The 16,818-nt window shown below is 42.5% G+C and carries 15 protein-coding genes and 1 pseudogene; 9 read left to right on the top strand and 7 right to left on the bottom strand.

All coding sequences use genetic code 11. The features are described from left to right. Nucleotides 1-23: 23 nt before the first annotated feature. Nucleotides 24-1,355, bottom strand: coding sequence for a hypothetical protein (locus tag DSM107010_RS02225; RefSeq protein WP_127022231.1), 1,332 nt, complete (start codon nucleotides 1,353-1,355; stop codon nucleotides 24-26). A gap of 370 nt (nucleotides 1,356-1,725) precedes the next feature. Between DSM107010_RS02225 and DSM107010_RS02220 the strand changes: the two genes are divergently transcribed. Together DSM107010_RS02220 and DSM107010_RS39300 are read left to right on the top strand one after the other, a co-directional pair. Next, entirely contained in the window at nucleotides 1,726-3,567 is a 1,842-nt protein-coding gene (locus DSM107010_RS02220) for an alpha/beta hydrolase (protein ID WP_127022229.1), read from the top strand. A gap of 161 nt (nucleotides 3,568-3,728) precedes the next feature. Continuing rightward, on the top strand, nucleotides 3,729-3,905 hold the full coding sequence (locus DSM107010_RS39300) for a hypothetical protein (protein WP_015157180.1): 177 nt from the start codon (nucleotides 3,729-3,731) through the stop codon (nucleotides 3,903-3,905). Between the two features lie 93 nt (nucleotides 3,906-3,998). Here DSM107010_RS39300 and DSM107010_RS02215 read toward each other — a convergent pair whose 3' ends face one another. Further along, nucleotides 3,999-4,208, bottom strand: coding sequence for a hypothetical protein (locus DSM107010_RS02215; RefSeq protein WP_015157179.1), 210 nt, complete (start codon nucleotides 4,206-4,208; stop codon nucleotides 3,999-4,001). An 84-nt stretch (nucleotides 4,209-4,292) separates the two neighbouring features. Here DSM107010_RS02215 and DSM107010_RS02210 point away from each other — a divergent pair, with 84 nt between their 5' ends. From DSM107010_RS02210 to DSM107010_RS02200, 3 genes are all read left to right on the top strand, one after another. Beyond that, nucleotides 4,293-4,451 carry a PE-PGRS family protein gene (locus tag DSM107010_RS02210; RefSeq protein WP_127022226.1) on the top strand — a complete coding sequence of 53 codons (159 nt, stop codon included), beginning with the start codon at nucleotides 4,293-4,295 and terminating at the stop codon, nucleotides 4,449-4,451. A 503-nt stretch (nucleotides 4,452-4,954) separates the two neighbouring features. Next, nucleotides 4,955-7,012 carry a serine/threonine-protein kinase gene (locus tag DSM107010_RS02205; protein ID WP_106168321.1) on the top strand — a complete coding sequence of 686 codons (2,058 nt, stop codon included), beginning with the start codon at nucleotides 4,955-4,957 and terminating at the stop codon, nucleotides 7,010-7,012. Between the two features lie 12 nt (nucleotides 7,013-7,024). Further along, entirely contained in the window at nucleotides 7,025-7,885 is an 861-nt protein-coding gene (locus DSM107010_RS02200) for an alpha/beta hydrolase (protein ID WP_106168320.1), read from the top strand. Between the two features lie 193 nt (nucleotides 7,886-8,078). Here the strand turns inward: DSM107010_RS02200 and DSM107010_RS02195 are convergent, their stop codons facing one another. From DSM107010_RS02195 to DSM107010_RS41945, 4 genes are all read right to left on the bottom strand, one after another. Continuing rightward, nucleotides 8,079-8,684 (bottom strand): pyridoxamine 5'-phosphate oxidase family protein, encoded by a 606-nt coding sequence (locus tag DSM107010_RS02195; protein ID WP_106168319.1) that lies wholly within the window; start codon nucleotides 8,682-8,684, stop codon nucleotides 8,079-8,081. Between the two features lie 42 nt (nucleotides 8,685-8,726). Further along, complete coding sequence (locus DSM107010_RS02190) at nucleotides 8,727-9,167, bottom strand: ester cyclase (RefSeq protein WP_106168318.1); 441 nt, start codon at nucleotides 9,165-9,167, stop codon at nucleotides 8,727-8,729. Between the two features lie 90 nt (nucleotides 9,168-9,257). Then, the gene (locus DSM107010_RS02185) at nucleotides 9,258-10,127 is read right to left on the bottom strand and encodes a helix-turn-helix transcriptional regulator (protein WP_127022224.1); all 870 of its coding nucleotides are present in this window, start codon (nucleotides 10,125-10,127) and stop codon (nucleotides 9,258-9,260) included. Beyond that, nucleotides 10,102-10,230: a hypothetical protein gene (locus DSM107010_RS41945; protein ID WP_256498641.1), complete on the bottom strand. Its 129-nt coding sequence runs from the start codon at nucleotides 10,228-10,230 to the stop codon at nucleotides 10,102-10,104. Before DSM107010_RS41945 ends, DSM107010_RS02185 begins: the two co-directional genes overlap by 26 nt. Nucleotides 10,231-10,326: 96 nt before the next feature. Here DSM107010_RS41945 and DSM107010_RS02180 point away from each other — a divergent pair, with 96 nt between their 5' ends. From DSM107010_RS02180 to DSM107010_RS02165, 4 genes and pseudogenes are all read left to right on the top strand, one after another. After that, nucleotides 10,327-12,966, top strand: coding sequence for a DNA polymerase III subunit alpha (locus tag DSM107010_RS02180; protein ID WP_127022266.1), 2,640 nt, complete (start codon nucleotides 10,327-10,329; stop codon nucleotides 12,964-12,966). Nucleotide 12,967: 1 nt separating this feature from the next. Continuing rightward, nucleotides 12,968-13,747 carry an LAGLIDADG family homing endonuclease gene (locus tag DSM107010_RS02175; RefSeq protein ID WP_106171390.1) on the top strand — a complete coding sequence of 260 codons (780 nt, stop codon included), beginning with the start codon at nucleotides 12,968-12,970 and terminating at the stop codon, nucleotides 13,745-13,747. Then, nucleotides 13,740-15,083: a trans-splicing intein-formed DNA polymerase III subunit alpha C-terminal partner DnaE-C gene (locus DSM107010_RS02170; protein ID WP_015157173.1), complete on the top strand. Its 1,344-nt coding sequence runs from the start codon at nucleotides 13,740-13,742 to the stop codon at nucleotides 15,081-15,083. The genes DSM107010_RS02175 and DSM107010_RS02170 overlap by 8 nt, the downstream gene beginning before the upstream one ends. Nucleotides 15,084-15,187: 104 nt before the next feature. Next, a pseudogene (locus DSM107010_RS02165) lies at nucleotides 15,188-15,610 on the top strand (EVE domain-containing protein). A 9-nt stretch (nucleotides 15,611-15,619) separates the two neighbouring features. Here the strand turns inward: DSM107010_RS02165 and DSM107010_RS02160 are convergent. Next, nucleotides 15,620-16,690, bottom strand: coding sequence for a hypothetical protein (locus tag DSM107010_RS02160; protein ID WP_015157171.1), 1,071 nt, complete (start codon nucleotides 16,688-16,690; stop codon nucleotides 15,620-15,622). Nucleotides 16,691-16,818: the final 128 nt, after the last annotated feature.

The following is a 16,818-nucleotide window of genomic DNA, read 5'->3' as shown; positions in this document are numbered from 1 at the left end:
GATAACTGACAACTGACAACCGCTCACTGATTCTGGTTTCTGCGTGGAAATTTTGGTAATTCAATTGATGCTAGTGATTTTCTACCTTTGGGTGGATGCCAGGGATAAACAACTGGTGAGGGCCAGTTGAGGTTAACCTGATTCTGGCTGGATGGGGAAGCATCGGCAGGCGAAGCAGAAGCTTCCCCTGCTGGTTCCTCCGTCTGCGATTCATTGGTTGGGTGCGATTCTGATATCTGTGGTTGGGGCGCGAGCCGATCGAGGTCGAGCGACGTTGTATCGTCAGTCTCGATCGCCTCTGCTGAAGCTTCTTCTTGTAACAAACTCAAGAAATCGTCTAGGTCTACTTCTTGGTTAGTTTCTGAAAAGAAAAAACTTTGCTCTGCGGAGCTATTCCCACTTTGCAAATCGAAAGATCCAGTACTGGGGGTGGAATTGAAACTGTAAGGCGCTTGGCGATCGCTCAAAAAGTTTTCCGCCGTCCACTCATTCAATGGTGAATCTGAGGATTCTTGTCGGTCGCGATCGATAAAATTCGGGGTTTGAATCGACCACGGAGTAATCGGTTGCGGGTTGGGGAATAACGATTGCGTTCTCAAACTACTAGCATGATTTTCTGGGGGTCGATCGGTTGTGGCAGCGGGTGATTCCGCGCACTTTTCTAGCGCTACTTTTAACTGCATGGTGTAGCGTTGCTGGCGCAGTAAGCGAGAGCGGAGATCGCGGCAGGATGTCTCGACTTGCATGAGCTGATAGGATTGCTCATTATATCTAGACTGCACGAGAGAGCATTCTCTTTCCATTTGAGCGATCCGTTCTTGGCTGGCGTTTAAGTCATCGGTAAGGGTCTCAACCACAATTTTCTGCTGCTGGATGGCTTGTTCTGCCGTCTCTAGCTTGGCAGATAAAGATTCTACTTGCGATCGCGCTTGCTCCTGAGCTTGAATTTTTTGGGCAAGCTTCAAATCTGCCTCGCGCGATCGCCCTTTGAGGTAATGCAATTCATTTTGGCTGTTTTCTAGCGCTCTCTCTAACTGAATTACCCGTTCTACTAGTTTGGTGTTGGAGCCGCGCATCTCTTGGATGAAACTCAATAACGTCGCGACTTCTTCAGGAGTTAAGGATGCTCCACCATTCTCTGCCGAGTCCATCCAACGAGCAACGGACGACCAAGAACCTACTGCGGGTTCTGGTTCCACAGAAACATCGCGGGCAACAGCAGCATCGTCCGCTGACTCAGATAAATTGGTTTCGTCTTGGTTTGCTGGGGATGCCTCACCATCGGCAAGCCCACTATTAGCAAAATTAAACCACTCAGCAAATGGCGCACTATTGACTTTTTCTGCTTCACTCATGGTCTTGTACCCCGCTGTAAAAATTCTTAGCTGCCCCGATATCAGACTTTCTATTATTCATCCACTTTTAAAAGATTTTTTTAAAGATTCAGACTTTCTTAAAAAAAATAGATCTTCTACCATAAATGAATTTTTCAGTATTTATACTGGTAACTTTTCCCAAATTCTGTATGCAGAAATATAAAATAATTAGGCGCGAGTTGTTACTCTCGTTTCTATCCTGTAGCTATCTTACCTCCACCACCTCAATTGAAGAAAGTCAGTTGTCAGTGGAAAGTGAGTAGTGAGTTGCTAGTGGCTGGTGGCTGGTGGCTAGATGCTTCTGACTTGCGAATGCGCGAACGTGCATCACTAATTAATTATTTGCTCTATGTCATTTAATTTTCCGGCTCGGACTTGGTTAGGAGTTGTGGTCAGTAGTTTAGGACTGTGGTTTTTACCCATACCTGGAATCGCCAACTCTGCGATCGCGGCAAAAAAAATTTATATTTCCTATGGAGCGATCGAACGGTCTATTTCTGTGAACTCCTTGGAAAGCTACGCTAAAAAAGGCATAGTTGACGACGAGTTAGCTACCTATGCAGCATATGTCAGTCCCCAACGATTGTTACAATTACAACGAGTTTTACTCAAACGGATCGATCTAAGTCCGGTTGCAGTATCCCAGTTTCTTTATACGCCAACTGGAACAACCCTGTTAAAAAGACTAGGCGAGGTTGTCCAAACTGAATCTCGGCAATCGGGATTTTATGCCCTGCGCTCGGCACTCATTTTAGCAGCAGCAGATCCAAAAGGCTTAACACTCCTGAACATACTACACAAATTTCCGACTAACGTACGAGTTAATATGGGGCGGATGCTTCAGATGGCTGAAGCCCTAGAAACCTTGATTAGCCAATCACGCAGAGCGATCGCCTTAATTTCCGAAAATTCGACAGTCGCAGCTGCTCAAGTCCAAGGAATAAATTTTTCTCAGTTACCAGATTTGCGATCGCCCGGACGTTTTAGTTGGAGCAAGCAAACCTTAAAATTAAGCGATCGCCGCCGCGATCGGGCTTTTGTTGCCGATCTTTATTTACCCAGGGAGCAGGGGGAAAGAGAGCTGAGGAAGCTGAGGAAGCTGAGGGAGCTGAGGGAGCTGGGGGAGCTAGGGGAGAGAACAGAACAGTTACCAATTACCAATTACCAATTACCAATTACCAATTACCAATTACCAATTACTGAATCCCGACGCTTCCCAGTCATAGTCATATCCCACGGTTTAGGGAGCGATCGCACGAGTTTTATTTATCTAGCCGAGCAACTGGCAAGTTATGGTTTTGCTGTTGCAGTTCCCGAACATCCTGGTAGCAATGCAGAACAATTGCGATCGCTGTTTTCCGGTCAAGCAGCCGAAGTAGCAGAGCCAAGCGAATTTGTCAACCGTCCTTTAGACGTGAAATACTTATTGGATGAATTAGAGCGACTGAATGCAGTTAATCCCAGTTGGCAGTTGAATGTACAACGAGCAGCGATTATTGGTCAATCTTTTGGCGGTTATACTGCCTTAGCTTTAGCAGGCGCAAGCTTGAATTTTAGTCAATTGCGTCAAGATTGTAACAACCCTAAAGATATCTGGAATCTATCGCTACTGCTTCAGTGTCGTGCTTTGGCTTTACCATTGACTCAAGATAATTTGAAAGACTGGAGAATTAAAGCCGCGATCGCCATTAACCCATTTACTAGTAGTATTTTTGGGGAATTAGGGTTGAGGAAGATTCAAATTCCCATAGCGATCGTCAGCAGCAGTGCAGATACAATTGCTCCTGCCTTACCAGAACAGATTATTCCTTTTGCTTGGTTAACAGCAGAGCGAAAATACTTGCTCTCCATCGATCGCGCCAGCCATTTTTCTACGATTGGCGAATCAGCAGCGGAAGATGCCGATCCGATTCCCCTACCCGCACAAGTTATCGGTCCCAATCCGGCGATCGCACGTCGCTACGTTAGCATTTTGAGCGTGGCATTCATGGAAACTTATCTCGATCGAAACCCCCAGTATCGTCCCTATCTCAGCTCCTCCTATATTCAAACCATCAGCCAAGCACCGCTAGATGTAAGTCTCGTTTCATCCTTACCACTAACTCAGCTAGCTAATTCTATCTGTACGGTGGTCACAGCCCAACAGAATTTTTGTCCTCAAGCTTACAGGCGGGGGAGAAAAGAGAGCTGAGGGAGCTGAGGGAGCTGAGGAAGCCCAGGGAGCTGAGGGAACTGAGGAGAGAATAATCACCAATGACCAATGACCAATGACAAATAACTCTAGTTAGAGGTCAATTTGCGATCGCGCTTGCTAACTTGGTGAATGAGATCGAGACGAGGAGTTAAATGGTAATGGACAAGACTTTATTGATGATTTTACTGTTGGGTTTGCTACTCAGCTTCATCGTAGCGCCGTTTTCTGGCTTAGCCTTACTGATGATTTTCCTGCTAGTCTCAGCTGTTTTGTGGACAGGCTGGACGCTTGTGAGTATTTTAATCCGTGGTAAGACAAGCGACAGTAATTCGTAGTTCAGCGATCTACGGTTCGGTAGGTTCACCAATCGATGCGGTCATATGTGAGTTGCGATCGCCACTAAACCATCGTAGTTGCAAAACAGGTAGTTACAAAAAAGAACGATAGATTTCGCTTTCTAACGTACCGCTAAAATACCCCTGTCCGATAGAGGTTCTCTGCCAGTCTGCCAATGCTTCATCTGGCGTAACTCTAATTGTAGACACTAATTCTGCCCGAATCTGCTGAATGAGTTCCTGCTCTTTCAGCTTAGTATCTCTTACTTTTGGTGTAGATGTGGAAGTTCGAGCGATCGACATTATGGCTTATCCCTCTTGCACCAAGATTTATTTCTCAATATTCTCAGGCTATAACTGCACCCACGTTCATCAGCTTAAGAATTCTTGATAAAGAGGAGACAAGGGAGACAAGGGAGACAAGGGAGACAAGGGAGACAAGGGAGACAAGGGGGACAAGGGGGACAAGGGAGACAAGGGAGACAAGGGAGACAAGGGAGACAAGGGAGACAAGGGGGACAAGGGGGACAAGGGAGCAACTACTAATTCCCTACACCCTACACCCTTTCTTCACGCATCACGCACCACTCATCACGTACCACTGTTTACTAGACCTCCTGCATGAATCAAACAGGAGTTACGCACTTGAGTTTCAGTCCTCGACGATCCCTCCTAGTTCCTCCCTTAAAAAGGGAGGAATAAAGCCCCCTTTTTAAGGGGGTTGGGGGATCGACTGCGTAACTCCTGTCAAAAAATCATGGATGTCATTCTGTTGGCGAAGCCTTCCCGAAGGGTACGCAACGCAGTGTAGTGAAGAATCTCCCAGATGTTTCGCTTCGCGTGTGGATGACAATTCAAGTATTCACGCAGAAGGTCTACTGATAACTGAAAAAAGTGTCACTGGAGATGAGTTAAAGAGAAAGAGCGTGAGTTATTTAAATTTGTAGATATACTCATAATGCCCTGTAAAAGCTGGGATGGTGCGTAATTCCGAATTCCGAATTCCGAATTCCGAATTTCCTCGCTTCTCATAACTCCTTCGCTGTCATATGTCCGTATACTGCACTCAAGGTCACGAAAACTTGCTTGAAAGTCGTTTTTGTATGCATTGCGGCGAGAAGCTGTCTCTAGCGTCGGGAAATGGCTTGTATTCAGGACAGATGTTAGGCGATCGCTACTCGATCGTACGTTTGCTAGCACAAGGTGGTTTTGGGCGCACCTATCTAGCGGAGGATACTAACCGCTTTCGCGAACTCTGCGTTTTGAAAGAATTTGCGCCGCAAGCACAGAGTAATACTCTTTTACGCAAAGCAGCAGAATTGTTTGAACGGGAAGCGGGAGTGCTTTACAAATTGCAGCATCCGCAAATTCCCCGCTTTCGCGAATTATTTCGCGTCAAAATTGACAGTAAAGAACATTTATTTCTGGTTCAAGATTACGTAGAAGGGGAAACCTACCGTAGCCTGCTAGATGAGAGAATGCAGCAAGGAAAATTTTTTAGCGAGACAGAGATCGTTCACCTCTTGCAGCAAATTCTTCCTGTATTAGATTACATCCACAGTGTAGGAGTCATTCATCGGGATATTTCCCCAGAAAATTTAATTTTACGCGCTAGCGATCGCCTACCAATGCTAATTGATTTTGGTGGTGTCAAACAAGTTGTTGCGACTGTTTCATCAGCTAAGTCTGGTAGGGGAATGCATACCGCTACGCTACTAGGAAAAGTCGGCTACGCACCACCCGAACAAATGCAGCAGGGGGTAGTTTATCCTCACAGCGATTTGTATGCCTTGGCTGCTACGGTATTAGTTCTACTTACAGGTAAAGAACCACAAGAATTAATCGACGATCGCCATCTTACATGGCACTGGCGGCGAGAAGTCAGTCTTACGCCAATGTTGGGGACGATGATAGATAAAATGCTATCTCCTCGCCCTAGCGATCGCTATCATTCTGCACAACACGTTTTACACCTCTTACAGCAGCATAGCACCGCTGCGACACCCCTACCTACTCCCATGACAGTAGCAGTTAATAAGTCGCCAGTTGCCGTTGCTGTCAAGCCAGTTATTAATATTCCCCAACCCGTTATTAACATTCCGAAGCCAGTTATTAATTTTTCTCTGTTGGTTAACAATTTTCCCAAACCAGCAATTAACATTCCGAAGCCAGTTATTAAAATTCCTAGCGTTACTTTTTTCAAAACCAAAAAAATTTGGTTTGCATTACCAATAGGAATTATATCTGCATATATGGGTTGGTTAGCAGTGAGTGGTTGGTTGCAATTTCAATCAAATCTAACTGACAAGAAAGTACCTCAGTCGCCAAAAGTAGTCGCTAAACCTCAGTTTTCTGCTGCCGAACAACGTCGGAAAAATCAATTGCGCGATCGCCGCCAGCGAATGGGGATAAATAACAGATATTATATTGCTTTAGTAGACCAAGTTTTTTGGGAAAGATATCCTCAGTATAAAGGTCGTCGTCTCACGGCGAATCCAGAGGATGCAAAAATTAGGGCTGATTGGGATAATTTGGCGGCGGACTGTTTAGATTGGTTGCAATTTCTGCCCTTAGAAACTCGCAAGCGTTTGGGTAGTTACTCGCAAAAAGATCGATCGCGTTGGCAACAGCAATTGTATCAACTAAACCTAAGTAATAGAGTTTTATACGATTTAGCTGATGCTGCCTTTTTACAAATGTTTCCCCAACAGCGGGGACAAAATTTTATGAACAAACCAATTAATCAGGTTTGGTATGCGATCGCTGAGGAGAAGTTGCAAGCTATCCTGAAGGGAAACGCTTATGAGAAAATTGAGTTTGATTCTGGAACGAGTGAAAGACAAGTTAGTGGTAGGTTGAAGTCTGGCGAAGGCAAAACTTTTGTTGCCGAATTAACAGAAGAACAAGTGATGCAACTGGAATTGGAAGCCGATCCGCAAGTATTAATTTCCGTATATTCTCCTACAGGTAAAATTAAGCTGATGGAAGATTCTCGCAATCGTACTTGGGATGGAGATTTACCAGAATCCGGTTTTTACGAGTTTGTTGTCGTATCTACTGCGTCTGGTAAGAGCGATTATCAGCTTAAACTAATAATTAGCGAATAGCAGTCTGCATCCATGTCGATAAAATTTCTATGGCGATCGCTACTATCTGTAACTGCGATCGCTGGTAGTCTGTATATCATTGCTTGTTTGTTTCTCTACTTTCAACAAGCGCGATTTATCTTCTTTCCTCGCGCTACTATTGATACTACTCCAGCAGCTTTTAATCTACAGTATCAAGAAGTGTGGTTGCCTGTAAAAACGGCATCTAGTAAGGTAGAAAAAATACATAGTTGGTGGATACCTGCATCGACACCAAGTAACAGAGTATTGCTATATTTGCACGGTAATGGAATTAATATCGGGGCAAATGTTGCTCATGCAAGCCGATTTCATCGTATGGGTTTTTCGGTACTACTCCCTGATTATCGCGGTTATGGTTTGAGTCAGGGTAATTTCCCTTCTGAATCGCAAGTTTATCAAGATGCACAAGTAGCTTGGAATTATTTAGTTAAGGAGAAAAAGATTCCAGCCAATCAGATTTTTATTTACGGACATTCTTTAGGTGGTGCAGTGGCGATCGATCTGGCGGTTAAGCAACCAAAGGCGGCTGGATTAATCGTCGAAAGTTCTTTTACTTCAGTGGCGGATATGGTAAATCATCAGCAAATTTATCGTATTTTTCCAATCAAGCTACTATTACATCAACGATTTGATTCTATTGATAAGGTGGGTTCTTTAGTTATGCCAGTATTGTTTATTCACGGTACTGCCGATTGGCAAGTTCCTGCTAGTATGAGTCAACAATTGTATGAAGCTGCACCGCAACCAAAGCAAATTTTTTTGGTTCCGAAGGCGGGGCATAATAATACTGCTGAGGTTGCAGGGAGTCAGTATTTTCAAGTGGTGCAGCAGTTCGTCAAGCAATCCATTTGAAGAAAGTGTTACTGTAGGGGCGGGTTTTACCAAAAATTTCTGTTTCTCACAAATACGTCACGTAAACCCGCCCTGACAGGATATGTATTAATGTCACGCAAAGGCGCAAAGACGCAAAGGGTTATTAAGGGATTTTGCGTTAATTGAAAATGTTTAAAAGGAGAATTTAAAAATGCAGTTTCTTTTTGCTGCATCACTTCTTACTTTCCTCAAGCACCCAAGTTTTTTCTACTTTAGTTAATATAGCAGGTTGAAGCTCAGACAAAGGTTCCGATGCTACATGACGCGCAAAATTCATTAATTCAATTCTGGACGGTACGAACTTAATCAGTACATAATCATTGCTTTGTATTCCTGCTGGAAAGTAGACAATCCAATCCTCTTGCCATCGCTTTTGCTTCTCGTAAGAATCGGTTTCTACAATTGCTATACCTAAAGCTGTCACATAAGCTTGTTCGCTGTCATCTTGAAAAGTTACTGTTACAGAATTTTTATTCAGGATTTCACGCACTTTCCGAGATTTTGCATTTGTGACAAACCAAAGCGTCATATCTGCTTCAAAATTGAAGTGTTCGACGAGTCTAGCATGAGCTTGCTTTGATTCATTAATTGTAATGAGAAAGCAATATTTCACCGATTCGATCGTGTCTTTTACAACTTCAATCAAATACTTTGAAGTCATTAGTGTTGTTTCCATTTTTCTCTCCTTTGTAGCAAAGCGTGGAAAGTTTAGGACATCAACGTAGCTTGAAACCTTTAGCTGCAAAGTTTTTTCCTTCTGCCATCTGCCATCTGCCATCTGCCTTCCTTTAATAAGTTAAGGGTGGCAAATGTAGATAATCTATTTCAAGGCAGGTTCAGCAATAACTCCCATTTGTTTCATAACTTCTAGCAAGTTCACCTCATACCACCATTCCACAATCTTGCCATCAGAAATGCGTAATAAATTGAAGCTACCATTTACAGTTACAACCTTACCTGTAGGTGGTAATCCCATGAACATTCCCGTGTGTGTACCTTTGAGAGTGGAACGATACATTACTTTATCTTCTTGAGCAATTACATCTTTAATTGTCTGTTGAATGTCGGGAAATCCTTGAAATAAACTCGCTTCAAATTCTTTATTTGCTTCTATACCGCAAATCGGTTCAGCCCAGCTACAAAAGTAATGAACAAGATCTGGTGATACTAATTCGTCCCAAGCTTTTTTCCAATTAGGATTAGTTCCCCAACATTCGTTAGCAAAACGCAGGGCGATCGCTTTATTTTGTTCGATGGACATAAAAGTGTCTCCAATGCGTGAATGCCATTAATTTAATTGGGCTATTCCACATGTGTCGCGCAAGTTCTTGCAATTTTGAGCAGATTCTTGCTATTGTTGCTGAAATGTTTTAGGAGACACCCCCACCAAGCGCCGGAAATGGCAACTCAAGTGACTTTGATGCGAAAAACCGCATTGAAATGCTACATCTGCGATCGCTAAATCTGGCTGTCTGAGTAATTGTTTTGCCCGTTCTACCCGCAGCCGAATTAAATATTGATGGGGACTCATGCCCGTAGACTGTTTAAATAGACGACAGAAATAATATTGACTCATGCCTACAGTACGAGCTAAATCTGATAATTTAATTTCTAGATTGAGATGAGCCTGAATGTAATCAGTTACCTGTTGCAGTTTGTACTGAGGTAGTCCATCTGAATATGTAGAAATTTTTGGTGGTAACGTGGAGCAGGTAATAAGTAAGTGTACGGCTAAAGCAACACCCAAAGACTCGCCGTAAATTCGTCCAGCAGGACATCCAGTTTGTAAGTCTGCTTTTAAGGCTGAGGCGAGTTGTTGAATTACCGGATCGACAAATTGAAAACGAGGAATTAGTTCTAGGCGATCGCGACCTGTACATTCAGTTGCCAAGCGTGCTAAAAGTTGAGGAGCAAAGGTAATCAGAGTAAAGCGTGCCTCTTGCTGCCATACTGCCCAATGCAGCGTGTTAGCCGGACAAAAAGCAATCTCACCATTACCAAACCAGTAAGACTGGTAGCGATCGCCGACACGCCTTTCATGTTCTACACAATTGCTGCGATCGGTGACATCAAGGACGTGTTGCATCATCAAATGCTCTATTGGAGTCTCATAACCTGGATGATGGTAGTAAGCTAGAAAAACCTCGTTCCAGCCTGCTGAGTGACTGTTAAGTAGCGGTGGATGAGGGAGGACTTTAGTAGAGTCCTCCAGCTTCGTCATATCCAATTTGAGTGGCTGTTGCAGCATATGTACTTACACTCCTCAAGTAATCTTCTACACGAAAAGTTTTTCCTTCTGCCTTCTGCCATCTGCCTTCTGCCATAACTATATGAAATTGCTAAGAGAATAGACAGACCCACCCCAGCGCACCCAAAATCCGGTATCCTATATGTCTGTCATACCACTGTGGGATGCTCCTATGTCTTTCGTCGGTCTACACATCCATAGCGATTACAGCCTGCTTGATGGTGCAAGCCAGCTACCGCAACTAGTAGATCGGGCAATAGAATTGGGTATGCCTGCGATCGCGCTTACCGATCACGGTGTCATGTATGGGGCGATCGAATTAATTAAAGTTTGTCGTAGTAAGAATATTAAGCCAATTATTGGCAATGAAATGTATGTCATCAACGGCGATATTGGAAATAAAGAACGCCGCCGAGTTAGAAAATACCATCAAGTTGTCTTAGCAAAAAATACTAAAGGCTACAAGAATTTAGTTAAACTTACGTCGATTTCTCACCTGAAAGGATTTCAAGGTAAAGGGATATTTGCCCGTCCTTGTGTCAATAAGGAGCTGTTACAACAGTACCACGAAGGCTTAATTGTTACGAGTGCTTGTTTAGGTGGAGAAATTCCCCAAGCCATTTTACAAGGTAAACCAGATGTGGCGCGAGAAATTGCTAAATGGTATAAAGATGTTTTTGGGGAGGATTATTATTTAGAAATTCAAGATCACGGTTCTCCTGAAGATAGAACCGTGAATGTGGAAATCATCAAAATTGCTAGAGAATTAGATATTAAATTTGTTGCTACGAATGATTCCCATTTTATTTCCTGTTTTGACGTTGATGCTCACGACGCACTATTATGCATTCAAACTGGAAAGCTAATTTCCGAAGATAATCGGATGCGCTACAGCGGGACGGAGTATTTGAAATCTGCTGAGGAAATGGCGCAGTTATTTCGCGATCATTTACCAGATGATATTATCCAAGAGGCGATCGCCACAACTTTAGAAGTTGCCGAAAAAGTCGAACCATACCACATTTTAGGCGAACCGCGACTGCCTAACTATCCCGTTCCTGCCGGACATACAGCCGATACTTATGTAGAAGAAGTTGCTTGGGAAGGATTATTAGAACGCCTCAATCGTAAATCTCGCAATCAAATCGAACCAGTCTATAAGGAAAGACTGGAATATGAGTTGAAAATGCTTCAAAAAATGGGATTTTCAACTTACTTTTTAGTCGTTTGGGATTACATTAAATACGCTAGAGATAACGACATCCCTGTAGGACCAGGACGCGGTTCCGCTGCTGGTTCTTTGGTTGCTTATTGCCTACAAATTACTAACATCGATCCGGTACATCATGGCTTGTTATTCGAGCGATTTTTGAATCCAGAACGAAAGTCAATGCCTGATATTGATACCGATTTCTGCATCGAAAAACGCGATGAAGTGATTGAATATGTGACGCGGAGATATGGTGAAGATCGAGTCGCGCAAATTATTACATTTAACCGCCTCACATCCAAGGCTGTTTTAAAAGATGTGGCGCGAGTCTTAGATATTCCCTACGCCGAATCAGACAAAATGGCGAAATTAATCCCTGTGGTGCGGGGTAAGCCAACTAAACTGGCGGTGATGATTTCTGACGAAACACCAGAACAAGAGTTTAAGGATAGATACGACAACGAACCCCACGTTCGCCGCTGGATTGATATGGCGATGCGAATTGAAGGAACGAACAAAACTTATGGCGTTCATGCAGCCGGAGTTGTGATTTCATCCGATCCGTTAGATGAAATCGTCCCGTTACAAAGGAATAAAGAAGGCGATGTCATTACCCAATATTTTATGGAAGACATCGAAGCAATGGGATTGTTGAAAATGGACTTTTTAGGATTAAAGAATTTGACTTTAATTCAAAAGTCTATTCAACTAATCGAACAATATCGCCAAATAAAAGTCGATCCGTATGAAGTTACGGCAAATGAAAGAAAAGTACAGAAAATTTTAGCTAAAGGTGAAACTGATAAAATTCCTGAAGATGTAGAAAAAGCTTATAAGCTGCTAGAAGCAGGCGCGTTAGAAGGAGTATTTCAGCTAGAATCTTCGGGAATGCGTCAGATTGTTCGAGATTTAAAACCTTCTTGTATCGAAGATATTTCTTCTGTGCTAGCTTTATATCGACCAGGACCATTAGATGCTGGTTTAATTCCAAAATTTATTAATCGCAAACACGGTAAAGAAGCAATTGAAAACGAGCATCCCATATTAGAACCAATCTTGCAAGAAACCTATGGAATTATGGTGTATCAAGAGCAAATTATGAAAATTGCTCAAGATTTAGCCGGATATTCCCTCGGACAGGCGGATTTGTTAAGACGTGCCATGGGTAAAAAGAAAACCTCTGAGATGCAGAAACAAAGGGAACTTTTTGTTGATGGCGCAGCCAGAAATGGGGTGAAAAAACAAATAGCTGAAGAGTTATTTGAGAAGATGATGAAGTTCGCAGAGTATTGTCTCAGCTACGATACTGAAATTTTAACTGTTGAATATGGAGCAATACCTATAGGTAAAATTGTAGAAGAACGTATCGAATGTACAGTTTACAGTGTCGATAATAATGGTTTTATCTATACTCAACCAATTGCTCAATGGCATAATCGAGGACAACAAGAAGTATTTGAATATTGTTTAGAAGATGGTTCAATTATTCGTGCGACTAAAGACCATAAATTTATGACATTTGAGGGAGAAATGTTACCAATTGATGAGATTTTTGAACAAGAGTTAGATCTAAAACAAGTTAAGTCAATCCAAAATCTGTAAAATGTTAGTGAGCTATCGGCAATTAAATTTACAACATAAACAACAAATAATAGATGCTTTTGTTGCAGGAATAGAGTGCGGAAACATTCCTAGTTATGTTGGTGTAAGTGAAAGAGCCGTTGCTAGAGTTCTTAAAGAAGCGGATATTAATACTAAGCGTCGAAATCGCTATACATTAAATGAAAGCTACTTCGATGTAATTGATACTCAAGCTAAAGCATACTTATTAGGCTTGTTAGCAGCAGATGGGTGTGTTACTAAAACTAACTATATTGCTTTTGAATCAATCGATCGCGAACTGACAGAGCTACTTAGTCGAGAACTATTATACTCTGAAAATATTAGAATTATTAAACCTCAAGGCTACGCTCCTCACTATCGAATCAACTTTTCTTCACGAAAAATAGCTACTGCTTTGTGCAACTATAGTGTGGTAACTGGGAGAATGTTTTCTGGTGCTTACTATTTTCCTGAATCAGAATATTTAGCTTCTTATGTATTGGGATATTTTGATGGAGATGGCTGTGCTTATGTAAACGAGGGAAGAAGTGGCGGACTTGTTTGTATTGTAGGTTCTTTCGAGTTCACAAGTGAGCTGGCTAGACTTTTAGATATGGGTGTTGTAGAAGAACATGTCTCAGGAAAAGCTTATGATTGGAGAATTTACAGTCGTCAGAATATTCAAGCATTTTATAACTTCGTATATCAAAATCCATTATTAGGACTAAGCCGTAAAAAGCAGAAAATTGAGCAAATTCTTAGGAGTTATAGACGTGGTTAAGATAATTAGTCGTAAATCGTTAGGAATTCAGCCAGTATATGATATTGGGGTTGAACGAGATCATAAATTTGTTTTAAAAAATGGATTAGTTGCTTCAAATTGCTTCAATAAATCCCATTCCACAGCTTACGGCTACGTCACTTATCAAACTGCATATCTCAAGGCGAATTTTCCTGTAGAATACATGGCGGCGCTATTAACAGCTAATAGCGACAAAACAGAACAGGTACAAAAATATATTGCTACCTGTTTGAACATGAATATTCAAATCGAACCACCAGATATCAATCGCTCTGGTGTAGATTTTACACCAATAGAAAATAATATTTTATTTGGACTCTCAGCAGTTAAAGGGTTAGGCGGAGAAGCGATCGCCTCGATTTTAAAAGCGCGTTCGGACGGAGAATTTAAATCTCTAGCTGATTTTTGCGATCGCGTTGATTTACGTGCTGTCACCCGTCGAACAATTGAACCACTCATTTATTGTGGTGCATTCGATAAACTCGAACCAAATCGTCAACAATTATTAAAAGATTTAGAACTAGTCCACGATTGGGCGCAATCTCGTGCTAGAGATCGGGCGATCGGTCAATTTAGTTTATTTGACTTGGGAGGACTGACGGATACTAGTCAGTCAGAAAGTAGCTTTGATTCTGCACCCAAAGCACCACCAGTCGCAGATTTTCAACAATCAGAAAAGTTACGCAAAGAAAAAGAGTTATTAGGTTTTTACGTCTCCGATCATCCCCTCAAAGCAGTTAGACAAGCAGCACAAATTTTGTCTCCAATTAACCTCAGCGATTTGGAAAATATCCATAGCGAAACCTCTGTGAGTTCGGTAGTGATGCTAACTAGCATGAAACCCGTGACTACGAAAAAAGGCGATCGCATGGCAATTTTACAACTAGAAGACTTAACCGGACAGACAGAAGCAGTTGTCTTTCCGAGAACCTACGAGCGCATTTCCCATCTTTTAGAAGCAGATACGCGATTAATTGTTTGGGGTAAAGTCGATCGGCGAGACGACAAAGTACAAATGATTATTGAAGATGTGGAACCAATAGAAAACGTCCGTTTAGTCATGGTAGAACTCGATCCCTTACAAGCTGGAAACATCCAAGAACAGCATCGCTTACAAGAAATTTTGCAGCAACAAGTAGAAGAAAAGGAAAAAGCAAAAATTCCAGTTTTTGCTATTATTCAAGATGCCCGCAATCGTCGATTAGTGCGCCTCGGTCGTAGTTATTGGGTACAAGATAGTAGAACCGCCGTAGAAGCACTTAGAACTGCAAAATTTCCCGCGCACGTACAACCATTGTTAGTAGGTAATGGGTAATAGGTAATAGGTAATGGGGAAGTCAAAAGTGAAAAGTTGAAGGTCAAAACTATTGAACAAACCTCAACTAACAATTACCGATTATCAACTACTACAAATGACAAATGACAAATTACTGGCTATTTCAAGGTAACCCTAAATATTACCGAATTTTAGATGTGATTCGGGATTTAGAAACAATTCCGTAGCGGGTAACTCGCTATAGCAAAGATATTGCTGTTGGTGATGGAGTATTAGTGTGGATGGCAGGAGAAAAAGCAGGAATATATGCGATCGCGGAAGTTGCCGAGCCCGTACAAGCTTTGACAGAATTAGCTGATAAAGACTATTGGCTCGATCCGAGCAAAGCTGGTAGTAAACTCCACGTTAAAATCCGTTGTCTTCGCAGACTGCTGGGACAACCATTGAGGCGATCGGAACTGCTTTACGATCGCGTTTTAAGCAATTTACCTGTAATTCGCGCTCCTGGTATTAACTATAAAATCACGCTGGAAGAATGGCAGCGAGTCCATCAATTAAAAGGATAATGATTTTAGTCAAGATTCTACAACAAACTGACTTTGCGATCGCTCGAATGCCCGTATAAGCCCGTTCGTGTAAGGCTTGAGAAATCTCTGCTCGCTCATCCAAGTGCGACTCATTATCTCTGCTACTAATAGAACGTTCCACACAGCGGTCATTTCCCAAGTCGCACCCACCCGTGGCATGACCATCGTACACAAACGCACTAGCTCATCTTCAATGGGAGCCAAGTTACCCTGCAACACGCAAAGCCACAAGTATGCTTGAAACATATCTAAGTCTCGGAGGCACGAATGCTTCACGCTAGGATGATCTAATCTTCCCCTCCGTGTAGTGGTTTTAGGAAACTGTCGCAAGAGATTCATATACACCCGATGAGAAATCGCCTCGACTTCTGGTAGCATGTGTTGAACTATTTGAAACGCAGGCGAACTCAGCTCGTGCATACTTGCTGCCTCGCAAACGCGCAGCCACGGCAACGCTACCTGCTCTTCTAGAAACTTGAAGTAAGGTCTGACAAAAATTTGCTCGGCAGCATTCAAATTTTCCAGTAGTGCCACATTGCTAAAGTTGAAGTGAGTCGTGAGAAACCCTAGCTTCGCCCAATCATCAGAAATTTGGTGACGCTCTTGATACTCTAATAGCAGTGGTTCTATAAAGCTAGCTAGCTTTATGAGATCTGTATTACTCAAGCCAACCAATCGCAGATCGCGATCGCCCTTGCTGTTCTGCAATGTGTCAGTGAGAAGGTATGATGGCTGCTTGTAAAACTCCAGTAAATTTAAGTAGATTTCAACCGTACACTGCACAATGCTGGTAATTTCACTCGGACTTGTAGCCGATGGAATGCATTCATACAGTTCGCTCGCTTTACTAGCAGCATACTCGCAGTTCAGCTCGATCAGCGATCGATGCAACTTCGCAACAGTTTCACGTCTGCCCTCCGGCGAAATCAGGTGAAGCAGAGCATCAGAGGCAAAATGATGTTGCGCGGAGAAGGAGATTTGAGGCTTATATCGCTCTGCCCAAATTTTGACAAGCTGTTGAGTGGTTAGGTTTTGTGAAATATCTGAGCTGATGAGCATATGAAGGCACCCCATTTCATCAGTAAAGTTAGGAATTCGTAAACAAATAACACACCCGCTAGCCCTCAACCGCGATCGATCCCGTTCGCCGAGCGAGATCGATCGCGGGACAAGAACTTCATCATTAA

Source organism: Chroococcidiopsis cubana SAG 39.79, assembly GCF_003991895.1.
Lineage (GTDB): Bacteria > Cyanobacteriota > Cyanobacteriia > Cyanobacteriales > Chroococcidiopsidaceae > Chroococcidiopsis > Chroococcidiopsis thermalis.
This window is presented reverse-complemented; position numbering and strand designations above follow the sequence as displayed.